Source organism: Romboutsia maritimum, from assembly GCF_002251085.2.
GTDB classification, from domain to species: Bacteria; Bacillota; Clostridia; order Peptostreptococcales; family Peptostreptococcaceae; genus Romboutsia_B; species Romboutsia_B maritimum.
The window spans coordinates 64285-82466 of sequence record NZ_NOJZ02000009.1; the positions used below are offsets into that span (position 1 = coordinate 64285).

The following is an 18182-nucleotide window of genomic DNA, read 5'->3' on the forward strand; positions in this document are numbered from 1 at the left end:
TTTATTTTTAAACGTTAATTATGATTATACTATATATACTTAAGCTTAACTATAGTATAATCCTATTTTTTTACAAAATAAAGGGACTGTCTCAAAAATATAGCTATTTTGTGACAGTCCATTTTTGTATAAATTTTTATATATTTAAACATACTATTTAATTTACATTATTTTTAATAAAGTTAAAAATTCTATTAAAATATTCTTGTCCTTTGTCATTATACCCATTTACATGTTTTGTGCCTTCTATATGCCATAACTCCTTTTTATCATGATTTATTAAATCATACATTTGTTTACTATTTTCAGGATTACAAGTAGTATCTGAAGTTCCATGTATAAACATTATTGGCACAGATGTTTTAGATACAGCTTCAAAAGGTTCAACATCTTTATACCAAAATCCAGATTTAAATTTAGTGTATATATTACCACAAAGTTCTATATAACTAGTTGGTATTATTGGTATTTTCTTTTCTATTATTCCTAGTCTAATCGCTTCTTTCATATTTGAAAAAGGCGAATCTAAAATATAAAAATCCACATTTTTATATTTTTCATTTAATTCTGTATGCATAGCAGATGTAGCTGCCCCCATAGAATATCCATGAACTCCTATTTTTCCATCTGGAATTTTTTCTTTTACATATTTTATCACACCATCTAAATCAAACCTTTCATAAAATCCAAATGTATAATCATTGCCTCCACTATTACCAGTATGTCTCTGGTTATAAATTAAGACATTGTATCCATTTTCTAAATAGTTAAATGCTGTTTTCAACATTTCAAAATAATAACTTTCTATTCCATGAACTAAAACCATCGTATTATTAGTTTGTTTGTTTGAATTTATAAACATAGACTCTATCTTGTAGTTATTCAAAGTGTCTATTAGTATTTCTTCTGTTTTATAATTACTAAGTTTTTCAAATGGTTTGTCTTCCCTTTTTGAAAATACTTCTACTACATCTTCATTCTTTATTTTTTGTGAAGATCCAACGGATCCATCGTATACTAATTTTCCAATTATATAAGACATTACTAACCACAAAATCACAACAATGTTTATTACCATTTTTTATCCACCTTTTATATTCTTTATAAATATCTATTTAAATGTATTCTTATAAATTTGCATTATTTTTTATTATATATTAGCTAAATATACTTTTCAATAAAAAAAACGCCTTAAATATTAATATCTAAGGCAGTTTTTGTATTTTAATAATTTAAAATACTCTTATATATTTCTTCATCTTCTTGTGAAAAAACATTGAAAATTATCTTTAAATTTCTATCTTTATTATTTTTTAACCATTCTTTTACCGTATCTATAGCAATATTTGCTGCTACATCTTTTGGATACCCAAATACCCCTGTAGAAATACAACAAAATGCTATACTTTGTATTTCTTTAATTTCATTTGCAAGGTTAAGACAAGAATTATAACATGATATAAGTTGTTTTTCCTCTTCTATACTTGGGTTTGAGTCAGAAATAATAGGGCCTACTGTATGCAATACAAATCTAGATGGAAGACAATATGCCCTTGTTATTTTAGCACCCCCAGTATATTCTAAATGCCCTTGCTTTTCAATAATTTTATTACAATCTTCTCTTAGCATTGGGCCCGAATTTGAATGAATTGAATTGTCTATACATGTATGTAATGGTTTTAAACAACCTAATAGTTTAGCATTTGCTGCATTTACAATAGCATCCACTTTTATCGTTGTTATATCCCCTCTAAATATACTTATGTCTTTTTCAATTTCTATTATCTCTTTACTATCTACTATATTTTTATCTCTATATTCATCTAATAATAGTCTATGTATCATGTCCATAATATTTGGTTCAATTTTTTTTGGTGGATATGAATTAAGAATTCCTCTAAGCATTTGTCTACGTTGTTCATAATTATCTGGTAATTTAGATACTTTGCATAAATCATCTTTTGAAAAATAATCAATTAGTATTCTTACATATTTATATCTTTCTGATTTCGTCATAGGTTTTAAATTTTTATCAAAAACTTCAAATAATTTTAAATCTTCAGCATACTCTCTCCAATTCATAATTATCCCCTCAATCTGGTGATTTTATTTTAAATATAAATCACCTTATTATTATAACTATTTAATATGCACTTAATTTATTCAGCTTTTATCTTTTTATTTATTTCTAAAACATTTATTAAAAATATAAAGCTCTAATAAATTGATCTAAATATATCCTTTTATTTATATAGTAATATCATTTCAAATTAATTTCCACATAAATTAGTTGTATTATCAAAAAACAGGTACGAATTAAATTAACTCCTTAATTCATACCTGTTTTTTCAAATAACATTTAACTCTCTTTCATATTTATACAATTCTTCGTCTGAGCCATATATAAAATGCCCTGGAATAATTTCTATCCATTTAGCTTTTTCTTTGTCATAGTTATGAATAGACGGATTGTACTCTATTCTATTTTTTATTCTAGCATACTCAGGATCTGGAATAGGTATTGCAGATAACAATGACTTTGTATAAGGATGCAACGGATTATTATATAATTCATTTGCATTTGCTAATTCAACTAATTTACCTTTATACATAACTCCTATACGATCACTTATATGCCTTACCATTGATAAATCATGAGCAATAAATAAACAAGTTAAATTTTTTTCAATTTGAAGTTTTTTAAACAAATTTACAATTTGAGCTTGTATAGAAACATCTAGCGATGCTATCGGCTCATCTGCAATAATAAACTCTGGATCAACAGATAATGCTCTTGCTATACCTACACGTTGTCTTTGCCCTCCCGAAAAATCATATGGATATTTATCTGCATAGGTGTTATCTAAACCTACTAAATTTAACATCTCATATACCTTTTTCATTTTTTCATCTTTATTTTTACATAAACCTTGAATTTTTAGAGGCTCTGAAATGATTTCTCCTATTGTCATTCTTGGATTTAGTGATGATGTTGAGTCTTGAAAAATTATTTGCATAGTTTTATTTATAGATTTTTTTTCTTTTCTATAAATTTTTTTATCTGATATGCACTTTCCTTTGTATATTATTTTTCCATCTACTGGTTTGTGAATATTTATTATAGTTTTTCCTATAGTCGATTTTCCTGAACCTGATTCCCCAACTAATCCAAAAATTTCTCCCTTATATATTTCAAATGATATATCATCTATAGCTTTTACTATGCTTTTTTTGTCTAATTTAAAATACTGTTTCAAATTAGATACCTCTAATATTTTTTCTTTATTCATTAGAAATCACCTTTCCCCCATTAACTTTTATAGGCTTTTTTATTTTAGGTGCATCAGGATGTAAAAGCCATGTTGCTGCACTGTGAGTATCACTCACCTTAAACATAGGTGGCTCTTGAAAATAGTCTATCTTTAAAGCATTTTTATTTCTTATTGCAAACGCATCTCCTATTGGTGGTGTTAATAAACTCGGTGGCATTCCAGGTATATTATACAAAAATTCATCCTTTGACTCCAACGTTGGTAGAGAACCTAATAACCCCCAAGTATATGGATGTTGTGGATTATAATAAATATCTTCTAAATTTCCAATTTCTATAATCTTCCCTGCATACATGACTGCAACTCTGTCTGCAATGCTAGCTACAACGCCTAAATCATGAGTAATAAATATTATTGAAACACCTGTTTTCATCTGCAATTTTTTTATCAAATCAATAATCTGAGCTTGAATAGTAACATCTAATGCGGTTGTTGGCTCATCTGCTATTAATATCTTTGGATTACATGCAAGCGCTATTGCTATTACAATGCGTTGCCTCATACCTCCTGAAAATTGATGTGGGTATTGTTTAAATCTCTTTTGGGGATTGTCGATCCCAACTAATTCAATTAACTCTATAGCTCTCTTTTTAGCTTCTAATTTATTTTTCCCTTGATGTATTATAATAGATTCCATTATTTGTTTACCAATTGATATAGTAGGATTCAAAGATGTCATTGGATCTTGAAATATCATAGATATATCCTTGCCTCTTATTCCCTCCATCTCTTTTTGTGAAGTATTAACTAAATTTTTTTCATTAAACATAACTTTTCCATTTTTTATATATCCGTTTTTAGGTAATATTTTAATTATACTTTTACACAAAACAGATTTTCCACATCCAGATTCCCCTACAATTGCTAAAGTTTCTCCTTTTTTTAAATCAAAAGATACATCTCTTACTACACCAATTTCTCCAGACTCAGTTTTAAAGTTAACCTCTAAATTTCTTATTTCTAATAAATTACTCACATAATCAACCCCTATGCTATTTAAAGTAGCTGCCTCAAAATATAAAATTTTATTTTGAGACAGCTTCTTTTAAAATACTTTTTATTTTATTGTCCAATCAGCAACATTCCAGAATATACCTACACCATGATGTCCTAAAACAGTTTCTGGTGTTATACCTGATATGTTATTTTTACCTACATAAATAGCGTCTATATATGATATAAATGTATATGGCATATCTTTAGTCATCTCTTCTTGGAATTCTTTATAATATTTTACTCTATCTGCATCTACATCAGTTTCTCTAGCTTTTTGAAGTATTCCATCTATCTTAGTATTTGAATATGCATTATAATTTGCACCTTTTTCTGTTCCAAATACTTTATAAGTATGATCATCTGGATCAAATGGGCTACCCCATCCTATTAAAAAGCTATCTTGATGCTCCCAATCAACTTTAGCATTAACTGCAACTTTAGCATCAACACCTATTTTCTTTAATTGTTGTGCACATATGTTTGCCATATCTATTCTAACTTGGTCACCTTCACCACAAACTATTTCAAATGATAATTTAGTTCCATTTTTTTCATATATACCATCACTATTTTGTTTCCAGCCACCCTTTTCTAATTCTTGTTTAGCTTTTTCTGGATTATAATCAAATTTCTCTATATCTGGATTATTATAAGATCCTGCTTGTAATGGTGAATATGCTATTTGTCCATGTCCTAATAAAACACTATCAAGTATAGCTTTTCTATCTATTGCATAACTTAAAGCATTTGGTAACTCTTTATTGTTTTTAAATAAAGGAGCATTAAAATTATACATTATTCCTCTATAATCTGCTGTTTTCATTATATTTACGTTAAAGTCTTTATTTCCTTCAAATGTAGCCATATCTTTTGGTGTTACTTGAGCTAAATCTAACTCCCCTGATTTTAATTGCATAGCTTTTGCTTTCGCATCTACTACTATTTTAAATACAACCTTATCTAATCCAACTTGTTTACCTTGATTTTTTGTTACAAAATAATCTTCATTTTTTGCAAGAGTTATATCTTGTCCTTTATTCCATTTTTCAAGTTTAAATGGACCTGTTCCTATTGGATTTTGATTAAATTCATCAGTAGCTATATCTTTTCCTTCTAATTTATGTTGTGGTAATATACCTACTACTAAATAATCAAGCATTGCAACATTTGGTGCTTTTAAAGTTATTTTTATTGTAGTATCATCAACTATCTCTATTTTAGTTATATCTTCATAGTTAGATGCTATTTCTGATGCATTCTTTGGATTCATTATAGTATCTAATGTAAATTTAACATCTTTTGCAGTAAATTTTTCTCCATCATGCCACTTAACATCATCTCTTAACTTAAATGTATATGTATTAGTGGCTTTGTCCAGTTCCCAACTTTTTGCTAAACATGGAATTATTTTATTATCTTTATCATGAGCTGTAAGACCATTGAATATAAGTGAATTGATTTCACCATGTTCAAATAAAGCAGGGTTTATACCTGTATAATCTCCACTACCATAAACTAATACTTTTTCATTTTTCGATGCTTTCGAATCTTCTTTTTTATCACTATTTCCTCCTGTACTAGAACAACCTGCCATTAAGCTTAATATCATAACTAAGCTCATAACCTTTAATCTCTTTAGTTTCATGTTTGTTCCCCCTTCTCTTTTGTAAGTTAATTCAATTTAGTTACTAAAAATAATTTATATATTTTTATTCAAATAGATATATCAAATACTATCTAGTATTTGCAATTTATAGTTAATTTTATAAATTACTAAGTTTTTTATTGTTATTTTTTCTGATATAGTTTCCTATATTTGTTATACAAACTAATGTAGTTACTAAAAATACTCCAGGTATAAGAATTATCCACCATAGATTTTGTAGCAATGCTCCTTCCGATAAAGAAAGCATACTTCCCCACGATATTATTTCTATTGGAAGACCTATTCCCAAAAAACTCAAGGTAGATTCTGTACCTATTGCGCTCCCTATATTTGTTACCACCATAAACATTATAGATGCTATAAAATTAGGTAGTAGATGTTGATATAATACATAAAAGAAGTTTCCCCCCATAGTCTTTGCAGCTAATATATATTCACTATTTCTTATTTGCCTAACTTCTGTTCTTACAATCTTTGCTATATTCATCCAACTAGTTATTCCTATTACAATTGATATAGATATTGGATTTGAATTACCTAATATTGCCTGTACAAATATTATTATTAATATTGAAGGTATACTAAGTACAATTTCAGTAAATCTCATCATAATATCGTCAACAATTTCTGATGAAGTTCCACTTATACTTCCGTAAATAACTCCTATAAATGTTGAAATAACAGTTGCAAACAAACCTATAAACAAAGATATTTTTCCACCATACCATATCATAGAAAATATATCTCTTCCCATAGAATCTGTACCAAATAAAAAATCTTTATTTGGACTAACATTTGTATTGGCTAAATCCATATATGTTGGATCATGAGTCATTATCAATGCTGAAAATAAGCATCCTCCAATTATAATAGATAGTATAATAATTGATATACATGGAATATTTTTTAATTTTTTTTGTATACTGGTTCTTTTTTTTGTATCACAATCTTCTCTTACAATATAATTTTGTCCTACTATTTCAAAATCGTTACATTGTAGCTTCACCATTATCCCCCCTATTATATCTCATTCTAGGATCTATATGGTTGTTTATAACTTGAGCTAACATATTTCCAAATACAACCAATACACCTGTTATTAAACAAAGTACTAATAACATATTATAATCATGGTACTTTGCACTTTCAAAGCACAATGATCCTATGCCTGGATATGAGAAAACTTGCTCAACTACATATGTTCCTCCAAGTATATGAGGTATAGATATAGCCATTATACTTATATATGATGGCATTATATTTCTTAAACAATGTTTATATATAATAGCCTTCTTACTTAACCCCTTTGCCTTACAAAGCAATACATAGTCTTCTCTTACTTCCTCTAATAATTTATTTCTAATCATATATGCGTAGTACCATAAATGACTTAATATAAGTACTATTAGTGGTAAAATCAGATGTCCTATTCTATCTAAAAAGTTACCATCCTGACCCATTGAATAAGCACCACTAGATGGTAATAAATTTAAATTTATACTAAAAATCAATATAAGTACTAATGATACCCAAAATGATGGAATACAATTAGTTATAGTTCCCAACTTACATATAGCCTTGTCTATAAACTTATCTTCATGAATAGTACAAAATATTCCTAACAAAAGAGATAACATAAAAGTTAATATATATCCTAATCCTCCAAGTATTATCGTATTTATATAAACATCTCCTATTACTGTAATTACATCTTGCTTATACTTAAAAGATATTCCAAAGTCTCCAGTTGGAGCTTTCTTCATCCATTTTATATATTGAGCATATATAGGCTCATCAAGCCCTAATTTTTGCATAGCATTTTCTCGCTCTTTGCTACTCATTCTTTCTACCCCTTCACCATAATACGATATTAATGGATCTCCAGGAGCTAATCTAGCCATATAAAATACTATAAATGATAGTAAAAATATTACTGTAATAAATTGTAATATTTTTTTAAATATATCTTTTCCCAAAAATATTCCCCCTTATTATTACAACAAAAAAACCATGAGAAATACATACTGATACACAGTTATGTAAAACCTTCATGGCCTTAATTACTTTTTTAAATTTTCAATCTATAATGATTTTAGCACCATTTATTCAAAACGTAAACTAATTTATAACAAATTTTAACAAATTCTATATATCCTCAAAATTGCTCAATTTACTTTATATATTTTAATTTTTTTATATTCATTGAAAATGTTTTCATGTATTTATTGAATATTATAACATTTTTTGGTACGATTTATTATATAACTTCAAGTTTTCTCACAATTTTACTACATCTATTAAGTTATGTAATTTATAACATAATTAAAATTATGCTATTCACAAAATGGGGGGACTTATTATGAACAAATTATTTAACAGCTTAATATTTAAGCTAGTATTAGCAGTAGTTGCTGGTCTTTTTATTGGATTCATTTCACCTGCTGGTTTAATGAACGTTATTGTTACATTAAAATACGTTCTAGGTCAAGTTATTTTATTCGCTGTACCACTAATTATAATAGGATTTATAGCACCTTCTATAGCCAAATTAAGAAGTAATGCTTCTAAGTTTTTAGGTTATGCTGTAGGTTTAGCTTATTTATCATCTGTTGGGGCTGCTACATTTTCAGCTATATTTGGATATATTTTAATTCCAAAATTATCAATTGTGGCACAAACTGAAGGTTTACGTGAATTACCTGAAATTATATTTAAATTAGATATACCTCCAGTAATGTCTGTTATGAGTGCACTATTCCTTTCTATAATAGTTGGTTTAGCTGTAACCTGGACAAAAGCAGATTTATTTGAAAAATTATTAGATCAATTCCAAGATATAGTTTTAAGTTTAGTTAATAAAATTATAATACCAATACTACCATTCTTTATAGCTACTACATTTTCAACTTTAGCTTATGAAGGCTCAATAACTAAGCACTTACCTGTATTCTTAAAAGTTATTGTTATTGTTCTTATTGGTCATTTTATATGGCTTACACTTTTATATCTTATCGGCGGAGCTATGTCAGGAAAAAATCCTATAAATGTTATTAAAAATTATGGTGCAGCTTACTTAACAGCTGTTGGAAGTATGTCTTCTGCTGCAACTTTACCTGTTGCTCTAGAATGTGCTAGAAAATGTGATGATTTAAGAAAAGATATTGTTGATTTTTCAATTCCACTTTGTGCTAATATACATCTTTGTGGATCAGTATTAACCGAAGTATTCTTTGTTATGGTTGTATCTCAAATACTTTATGGGCATCTTCCAAGTGTTTCTTCTATGGTTCTATTTATAGTTTTACTTGGAATATTCGCAATAGGTGCTCCTGGTGTTCCTGGTGGTACTGTTATGGCTTCACTAGGATTAATCACTAGCGTTCTTGCATTTAACGAAACTGGAACTGCTCTTATACTAACTATATTTGCTCTTCAAGATAGTTTTGGTACTGCTTGTAATGTTACAGGTGATGGTGCTTTAACACTTATGCTTACAGGAATCGCAAACAAGAAAAATTTATAATAAAAAAGAAAAAAGTACTCTTTATTAAAATTTAATAAAAAGTACTTTTTCTATTTTCTAATCTATTCCAAGCACCTGAGTCACACCAGGTACTTCTTTAACTAGTAAATTTTCAATTAATGCTTTTATTGTCATAGTAGCACCAGGACATCCCTTACATGCACCTTGTAATCTAACAAGTACGACTCCTTTATCATTAACATCTACTAATTCTACATCTCCACCGTCTCTTTGTAAGGCAGGTCTTACTTTTTCAATTACTTCAGCTACTCTTTCTTTCATTATTTATCCCCCCAAGTTATATTCAAGATAAAGTTTCAAAACTTTATTTTGATATAATTCTACATTAATTCTAAATTTCCTCTTTATAAAATAATAGTAAATTTGCTACCTTTATTAAGTTCACTTTCTAAATAAATTTTACCTTTATGCATTTCTATTATATGTTTAGTTATAGTAAGACCTAAACCACTTCCCAATTTACTTTGACAATCATCTACTTGATTAAATTTATTAAATATAGAATCATGGTATTTTTTATCTATTCCTATTCCTGTATCTTTAACACATATTTGAACTTTTTTACCTAAATCTTTGATTGTAACTTCTATAGTTCCACCTTCTGGCGTAAATTTAGCTGCATTACTTACTAAATTAACTATACATCTTTCTATTTCATATGCATCACATTTTATAATTTTTTCCTCTATCTCTGGATCTATAATTAAATTTATTCCTTTATTTTCTATATATTGTTTTAAAGATAATGTCGCCTCTTCTACAACATATACAATATCATTTTCTTCTACATTAAGCTTATAATTTCCATGCTCTATCTTCGTTCCATCTATTATATTATTTATAAGTGATAGCAATCGTTTTGAGTTAACTCTTATTACTTTCATATAAGTATTTAACTTATCTTTTGTAATTCCATTTTTTGAGTTATTAAGTTGAGTTATTAATTGCTCACTTGTATGTATTACATTTAAAGGAGTTCTTAACTCATGAGATAAATTTACAAAATAGTTATTTTTGCTCTTTTCCAAATCTATTACTTTATTTAATAATTTACTACTTTTATCCATTTCATTACTTAACTGTGATGTTTTTTTTCTTACTAGTCTATCTAATCTTTTCATTCTATTTATATTTAAATATATAATAACTATTATCACAGAAATATATATTAATAATGCCCAATTACTTAACCAAAATGATGGTTTTATAGTAAATTGAACCTTACTTTCCTCACTCATAACTCCATTATGACTCATTGCTTTTATCTTAAAAATATATTTTCCTGGTGATAAATTACTATAGTTAATATAATTACTATCTATAGTATGCCAATCTGAACTTGTACCTTCTAATTTATAATAATATTGTATATTTTTATTATTTTTATAATCTGGCATAAATACAGATATTTTTAAAAAATTTTCATCTTTCTTAAATTTTCTTCCATCAATACTTGTATACTTATTTCCACTTACTTCAAATTCATCAAATTCAACTTTTGGTGTAGAATTGCTTTTTTCTACTTCTTTTGGATTAAATATATTTATACCATTAATTCCTCCAAAAATGAATTCACCATTTTTATTTTTATAATACGCACTTCCATTAAACTCATTGCCTTGAAGACCATCTGTTATTCCAAAATTTTCAAAGTTATTTGTTTTTATATCTAACTTACAAATACCTAAATTAGTGCTTACCCAAGGGTTATCATAATCATCAATTAAAATTCCATAGATAATATTGTTAGATAATCCATCCTTTGTAGTATATCTTGTAAATGTATTTTTTTCTTTATCTAATTTATTTAATCCATAGCTTGTCCCTATCCATAAATTTCCTTTACTGTCTTCTCCTATAGATCTTATAATATTACTACTTATCGTTGACTTGTCATCTTTATTATTTTTATAGCATTTTATAGAATTTTTATGTGGGTCTATTTTTATTAAACCTCCATCAATAAAACAACCAATCCAATAAATGCCTTCTTTATCTTCATATATTACTCTGGCATAGGTATCCTTTATCGAATTGTCTTTTAATAATTTTGTTATATTTATCATTTTATTATTACTAGTATTTAATATACTTATTCCATCAATAGTCCCTATCCATAAACATCCTTTACTATCTAAAAACAAAGTCCTTACATTATTATCAGGTAATCCATCTTGTTTTGTGTATAAATCTACCTTATTTGTATCTTTATTTATTATGTTTAATCCATTGTTTGTACCTATAAAAATTTTATTTTTACTTCCTTTTATGTCATTAATAGACATATCGTTTAATAAATTTGAGTTAAACTCTTTATTAATTTTATATACTCTATTATTATTTCTATCTATTATATTTACACCTTTAGAGTTAGTCCCTACCCAAAGCAAATTATCATCATCTTCATAAATGCCCTGTATTGAATTTCCAGCTATAGAATTCTTATCAAAAGGGTCATTTTTATAGTGTTCAATTTTATTTTCCGGATTAAACATACTTATTCCAGAATAAGTACCTATCCAAATTAAGCCGCTCCTATCTTCTATCATGCTGAAAATTTCATCTTCTACCAAACTATTTTTATCATATACTTTATTTTTATAAACATCAAAATTATCTTCTTTTTCATTATATTTAGCAAGACCTTCATTCGTACCTACCCATAATACTCCATTTGTGTCTTTTAATATCGATCTTACACAATCTCCTGGTAATGAATTATCATCTTCATTATTATGTAAATACGTTTTTGTTTCGTTAGTTTTTATATTTATTCTAGTCAATCCATCTCTATATGAACCTACCCATACATAACCTTTTTTATCTGAGTAAATATCATAAATTAAATTATTTTCTATAAAGTCTTTATTTTTTGATGTGTAAAATTTATATGTTTTTTTATTTTTTGTATCTATTTTAGTAACACCTGTTTTTGTTCCAACCCATATATCTTCATTTTCATCTTCTGTAAGTGTGTATATATGCTGATTAGTAAGATCTCTCTCTTTAGACATAATTCTTTCAAATCTATCTGTCTTTTCATTATAAATATTTAGACCATCTGATGTTCCTACTAAAATATCCCCCTTTTTAGTAACTAAAACTTGACCTATATTATAATGAGATAAATTCCCCTCATTAAATTCAGTGGAATAATTTGTAATCTTATTATTTTTAGGATTTAGCTTACTTAAACCATTAGCTGTACCTATCCATAAGTTCCCTTTTCTATCTTCTTCTAAATCCACTATATAATTATTAGTTATAGTATTTTTATCCTCATCATCATGCCTATAAACCTTAAAATCATATCCATTATATCTGTTTAAACCATCATTAGTTCCAATCCATATATACCCTTTCTTATCTTGGATAATAGATTCAACAGTTGCTTGAGATAAACCATCTTCATTTGTAATATTTCTAAAGTTTAAATGAGTGTAAGCATACACATTCATTGACTTTATATTTACTAACATAATCCCTAAAAATATAACTGTTAAAGCGCTTATTTTTTTCACTTTATTCATGTTACATCTCCTTGTCCAAGTCTAATTTTGTCTATATATGTCAAAATTATACTATAATATGAGTTTTTTTACTATATCATAACTCATATTTATAAATTTAAATTATTCCAATTAATATTAAATGTAACAAATTTGACTTTATATAAGAAGTTAACTATACTTATTTTTATATAAAAAATATGATTTAAGAATTAAGAAATTAAAAAATGACATAGAAATAACTTGCTAATTTATGTGATGTTATTAGGCAGGCCAAAGCACTATTAAAATTTTTTTATGATCTAGGAGGTTTTTAGTGAATTTTATTCCAATAGATTCTGAAACTTCTTTTTTTAAAAACAAGGTAGTTGTATTCACAGGACCTTTATATTCAATGTCTAGAGTTCAAGCTAGCTTATTAATTAGGCGCCTAGGTGGTAGTACTAGTAGCTCCGTAACTAAAAAAACAAATATTCTTGTTATAGGCTTTAAAAATATCCAGTCGCTTAATTTAAATCAAATGAGTACTAAATTAAGAAGAGCTATAGATTTAGAATGTAATGGTCAAGATATAATATTTCTAAAAGAAGATGAATTTTTAAATATACTAAACGATAGTAAATATTTAGGGGATGTCTCAAAAAAATAAGAAATTTGAAACAATCCCTTTTTTGTATATTTATAACTTTATCACATTAATTAAGCTGTGTACTAATATACATATTTGCGTATCTTTAAATTTCATTTTAATAAAACCTAGTATACTTCCAAGTACTAAATATCTTCCAACTCCATATAATATAAAGTTAAGAGTATAAGCTGATTGATTTACTAATGTTAACTCCCTATGTATAGTATCAATGTATCCTATATAATAAATCCCATATAATATAGTAATCCCAATAAAAATTTTAAATCTATTTCTTACATAATTTTTAAAATAGTTCCATAAATATTCTCTAAATAATAATTCTTCTAGTATGGGTATAATAATAGTTGATGTAACCAATGGTATTATATTGGATATAATATATCCTCCATTAAAATTAGGATTTATAACTATTAATACAGTTAAAATACCTAATAATATTATTTTAGGCAAAGTTCTTTTTGTATTTGTCATAGTAATAAGTTTATGACCAACAGGACTATACAACTCATTATTTTTTAAAATCAAAGATAAAGATATGCATACTATCATGCATGAAATCATATTAATAATTTGCGCGTTTAAAAGATTTAAATTAAGTTGACTCAATAAAATTTTATTAATAAAAGATCTAAATAACTGTATTATTCCTATTAAAAAAATAGAATCCATCATACATAATTTGTATTTATATTTACTATTCAACCTATATCACCTACACATATATTATAATCTTACTTTTAACTATAATAAAGTATATCTAAGTCTGGTTGTTTTGTAAAATATAAATATAAATTAATTATATTATTTGTAAATTTTTATATGAAAATTGAAAGGAGCTCTAATGAATTATAAAGCAATGAAAAAAATCATAATATTTTTTCTAACTGCACTTTCAATAATGGCCTTAAGTTATTTTAATATATATATATCTAATTACTATCATAATTTATATTTTAGAAAATCATACAATATTGAGCCTTATTTTCTATTCATGATAGTGTGTATAATAATAATATTTCAAGTTATCTATACTTATAAATTTTTCAAAAATAAATAAGAGCATCACAACTTATAATTTGTGATGCTCTTTTAATTCTTTTAATCATATATACCATTTAGAACTCTACTCACAGTAGCTTTGCTCCATCTAGTTTCATTAGAAATTTCTCTATAACTTAAACCACTATTTCGTAGTTCTTTAATAAATTCTATATCTTCATCTGTAATCTGTTTTTCTTTTGGTTTTAAGCTATTTTTATAGTTTTTTAATTTTTCTATTTCTATTTTTAAATTATCTAATTCTATTTGCTTTTTTTGAAGTTTTTTTTCGTAAATTGCTCTCATTTCATTAAATTCTTTTATATATTTAATTTTCCAATCTTCTTCAGATTTTAATTTGAATATACCCACATCTTACACTCCTTTATATATTATTAAATATCAATATAAAGATTAACTTCTTTATATATAAAGAAAACCCTTGTAACTATATAAAAAATAATTACGTAAAATTTAGATATATTACAACAATTTTAATTTTCAATTAACAATATATAATTTTTAACCCTAAGATAAGCTAAGATTCACTTTGATAATACTCTAGATTTGTATAATAAATCTAGAAATTATTAATTTACTTTCTTTTCTTTACCATTACTCTTATTATTATCGGATTAAGTATAAAAATAAAAAATACAAGATATATAATAGCCGCTATATGTTGTTTTTCTATTAAATGTGTAAAAAATGGTATTATAGCTATAAAAGTAACTATTAGATGAACTATTTTATTTATAATAACAAATCCCTCCTTGTATATTTTTATACTTATTCATAATTATATCATAACACCATTTTTTTGTTTTAATTTTATAACACTGTATACTTTACTAAATTTGATAGCTATTTAAACTTTCATATTTAGATTTGTTTTGGCTATATTTTTTACCCTTAGAAACTAATAATATAACCTGAATCATTGTAAATACAAGCGATGTCTTTCTCTTATATGCCATATATCTACCATCCCATGATTCACAATATTTCTCCTTGAATTTTTTAAGCCCTTTAAATGAGTAAAAATATTGTCCATGCATATAAACCTGTGCTGCTATTTTTTCACTTAAAAATGAATATTTTGATACTCCTACATTAGATAATGGAGCCATTCCCATATTAAACTCTGAATAACCATGTTCTTTTCCCCACTTAAATAAATTTACAAACATAAAGTCCATTATGCCATTACAAGTATCTTTAGAAAATCTCATCAAATCTATTGACAAAGTTTGTTCGCCATCATACATAGGCATAAAATTAGCAAACCCTTTTATTTCATTATTATCATTTTTAATTATAGCTATAGGTTCTCTGTTTAAGTAATTTTCATCAAAGAATCCTACAGAAAATCCTTTCTCATCTCTATCTCCTAACCATTCATCAGATACACTTTTTATTTGTTGTAAAAATTCTCCTGTAAATGGTGGTTTTACAATATCAAAAATATATGATTCTTTTTCTACTCTTGATAGTGCATTTCTTACACTTTTCATTTTTCTTCCCTCTAAGGTAAAACTATCTAAATCAACTCTTGCTTCTTCACCTAATTTCATAAACTCATATCCAGTTTCATGTAAGTAAGGAATCATTTCTTCATCTATTGCACAAAATACTGGAGTATATCCATATCTATCACATAATTCATAGAAATTTTGTATTGTCTTAAAAAATTTATCTTTATCCCCAACTGGATTTCCTAAAACAACAACTTTATTTGCATAAATTTGGTATTGTAATAATACATCTTCTTCTTGATTCATATACACGTACTTATCATTTAAATATATAAAATGTATTACTGATGATCCTTTAAATTCATTTAATATATCATTAACTTTATTTTCGCATTCATCTAATCTAACTTTAGGGAAATCATTTGATTTATTTGTATAATATAAAATCGATAAGAATATTAACGAACTTACAAATCCTATAATACTTACTACAAGTATTCTCATCATATAGTGATGCGTATAATGTGTACCTATATTAATTATAGGTATATTTCTAGCTTTTCCTGTTATATTAGCATAAACAATGAATATATATAATCCTTGGAACATTAGCAATGCAAATACATCTTTTATAACTTTTCCCCATCTTAAAATAAATCCTTCTCTATAAAATTGCTTTTTACTAGCCCACAATATTATTCCTACTATAATTAAATATATAGTTTCCTCATAATCAAATCCTTTTAATAAAGAAAATAGTCCACCTAAAATAACTAAAATCATTGTTGTTTTATAGATTTTCTTTGATTTAAATGTTATAACATTTGATATTGCAATTAATAAAAATCCGATTACTATTGCTACATCACCTGATACATATATTATACTAAAATTAAATACTTTTTTTAATAAGTGTGTTCTTTCAATTACACCCGGCATAGCTTCAGATATCAATAAAACTATACCTGCTGATAAAACTAATAACTTCAAACCAAAATGTGCTAAATTAGAAAAAGCAGAAGTCACTATATTTTTCAATCTTTCATCTATATTAATCCATAATTCTGATACATATAAAATTAATCCTATACTTAATGGAACTATATAGTAAGTTACTCTATATAAAAATGCTGCTAATAATACTTTTTCTGATGGAACACCTAATCCTTCTAATCCTAATAATAATGTTAAATCAAATGTCCCAATTCCTCCTGGACTCATACTTAGAATTGCTACTGATATTGCCATAACAAATATAGGGAAAAACTTCATAAATGCAATTCTTTCCCCTAAAATTATTAATATTCCATAAATTAATATTATAGTTGTAATCCATTCTAATAATGATATACCTATTATTTTAAACATATCAATAATATCTATTCTTTCCTCAGAACTTCCTTTTATGAATTTTCTAATTAAATATATTGATAATATTGGTAAATATGCACCTATCACTAAAGTTAATGTTTTTATTAAATTTAATTGTTTTAAATCTGATAAGTTTAAAATAGCATATAAAAAACAAACCATTGAAAATCCAGTTAAATTTAATGCAACTATTTTTGATATTTCTTTTACCAAAAGCTTTTTATCTTTTACATGATCATTATAAAAATGAGTCTTTAGTGCAATTGCACTAGTTCCTCCAAATCCAACAATACTAGATATCGAACTTGCTATCCACGAAAACTTATATAATTTTTTATTATCTAATTTTATTCCGACTCTTTTCTTAAGTACAAAATCATAAAAGCTTAATGGAATATATGAAATTATGCCTAAACATACAATAATAAATATGTTAAATACAGATAGTTTATCTGCATACATAATAAAATTATCCATATTAAAGTCAGTTACTATATTTTTAAATTCTTTTACTATAATTGATAAAATAACTAAAACAAAAACCAATTTAAGGTATGTTATCATTTTATTTTTTTTCAATTTATTCATATTTTTATTTC

The 18182-nt window shown here is 25.8% G+C and carries 14 protein-coding genes; 2 read left to right on the forward strand and 12 right to left on the reverse strand.

What is annotated here, in order from left to right; translation table 11 throughout:
- Positions 1–157: 157 nt before the first annotated feature.
- The 7 genes from CHF27_RS07035 to CHF27_RS07065 form a co-directional block, all read right to left on the reverse strand.
- Positions 158–1078 carry an alpha/beta hydrolase gene (locus CHF27_RS07035; RefSeq protein WP_095405856.1) on the reverse strand — a complete coding sequence of 307 codons (921 nt, stop codon included), beginning with the start codon at positions 1076–1078 and terminating at the stop codon, positions 158–160.
- A 146-nt stretch (positions 1079–1224) separates the two neighbouring features.
- Entirely contained in the window at positions 1225–2082 is an 858-nt protein-coding gene (locus CHF27_RS07040) for a protein-ADP-ribose hydrolase (RefSeq protein ID WP_095405855.1), read from the reverse strand.
- Between the two features lie 266 nt (positions 2083–2348).
- Positions 2349–3290, reverse strand: a complete 942-nt coding sequence (locus CHF27_RS07045) for an ABC transporter ATP-binding protein (protein ID WP_095405854.1) — start codon at positions 3288–3290, stop codon at positions 2349–2351.
- Positions 3283–4308, reverse strand: a complete 1026-nt coding sequence (locus CHF27_RS07050; RefSeq protein WP_095405853.1) for an ABC transporter ATP-binding protein — start codon at positions 4306–4308, stop codon at positions 3283–3285. The genes CHF27_RS07045 and CHF27_RS07050 overlap by 8 nt, the downstream gene beginning before the upstream one ends.
- Positions 4309–4389: 81 nt before the next feature.
- On the reverse strand, positions 4390–5973 hold the full coding sequence (locus tag CHF27_RS07055) for an ABC transporter substrate-binding protein (RefSeq protein ID WP_095405852.1): 1584 nt from the start codon (positions 5971–5973) through the stop codon (positions 4390–4392).
- A 118-nt stretch (positions 5974–6091) separates the two neighbouring features.
- A complete protein-coding gene (locus tag CHF27_RS07060; RefSeq protein ID WP_199533632.1) occupies positions 6092–7003 on the reverse strand; it encodes an ABC transporter permease in 912 nt (303 codons plus the stop codon).
- Positions 6984–7970 (reverse strand): ABC transporter permease, encoded by a 987-nt coding sequence (locus CHF27_RS07065; RefSeq protein WP_095405850.1) that lies wholly within the window; start codon positions 7968–7970, stop codon positions 6984–6986. Before CHF27_RS07065 ends, CHF27_RS07060 begins: the two co-directional genes overlap by 20 nt.
- Before the next feature lie 383 nt (positions 7971–8353).
- Here CHF27_RS07065 and CHF27_RS07070 point away from each other — a divergent pair, with 383 nt between their 5' ends.
- Entirely contained in the window at positions 8354–9517 is a 1164-nt protein-coding gene (locus tag CHF27_RS07070) for a dicarboxylate/amino acid:cation symporter (protein WP_095405849.1), read from the forward strand.
- Between the two features lie 57 nt (positions 9518–9574).
- Here the strand turns inward: CHF27_RS07070 and CHF27_RS07075 are convergent, their stop codons facing one another.
- Entirely contained in the window at positions 9575–9799 is a 225-nt protein-coding gene (locus tag CHF27_RS07075; RefSeq protein ID WP_095405848.1) for a NifU family protein, read from the reverse strand.
- An 83-nt stretch (positions 9800–9882) separates the two neighbouring features.
- Complete coding sequence (locus tag CHF27_RS07080; RefSeq protein ID WP_095405847.1) at positions 9883–13068, reverse strand: ligand-binding sensor domain-containing protein; 3186 nt, start codon at positions 13066–13068, stop codon at positions 9883–9885.
- A gap of 295 nt (positions 13069–13363) precedes the next feature.
- Between CHF27_RS07080 and CHF27_RS07085 the strand changes: the two genes are divergently transcribed.
- Positions 13364–13696: a BRCT domain-containing protein gene (locus CHF27_RS07085; RefSeq protein ID WP_095405846.1), complete on the forward strand. Its 333-nt coding sequence runs from the start codon at positions 13364–13366 to the stop codon at positions 13694–13696.
- Between the two features lie 30 nt (positions 13697–13726).
- On the opposite strand, the gene CHF27_RS07090 is transcribed toward CHF27_RS07085, so the two are convergent.
- The 3 genes from CHF27_RS07090 to mprF all read right to left on the reverse strand — a co-directional run bounded on the left by CHF27_RS07090 (position 13727) and on the right by mprF (position 18171).
- Positions 13727–14401: a CPBP family intramembrane glutamic endopeptidase gene (locus CHF27_RS07090; protein ID WP_095405845.1), complete on the reverse strand. Its 675-nt coding sequence runs from the start codon at positions 14399–14401 to the stop codon at positions 13727–13729.
- A gap of 396 nt (positions 14402–14797) precedes the next feature.
- Positions 14798–15109, reverse strand: a complete 312-nt coding sequence (locus CHF27_RS07095) for a helix-turn-helix domain-containing protein (RefSeq protein ID WP_095405844.1) — start codon at positions 15107–15109, stop codon at positions 14798–14800.
- A 479-nt stretch (positions 15110–15588) separates the two neighbouring features.
- A complete protein-coding gene (mprF, locus tag CHF27_RS07100) occupies positions 15589–18171 on the reverse strand; it encodes a bifunctional lysylphosphatidylglycerol flippase/synthetase MprF (protein WP_095405843.1) in 2583 nt (860 codons plus the stop codon).
- Positions 18172–18182: the final 11 nt, after the last annotated feature.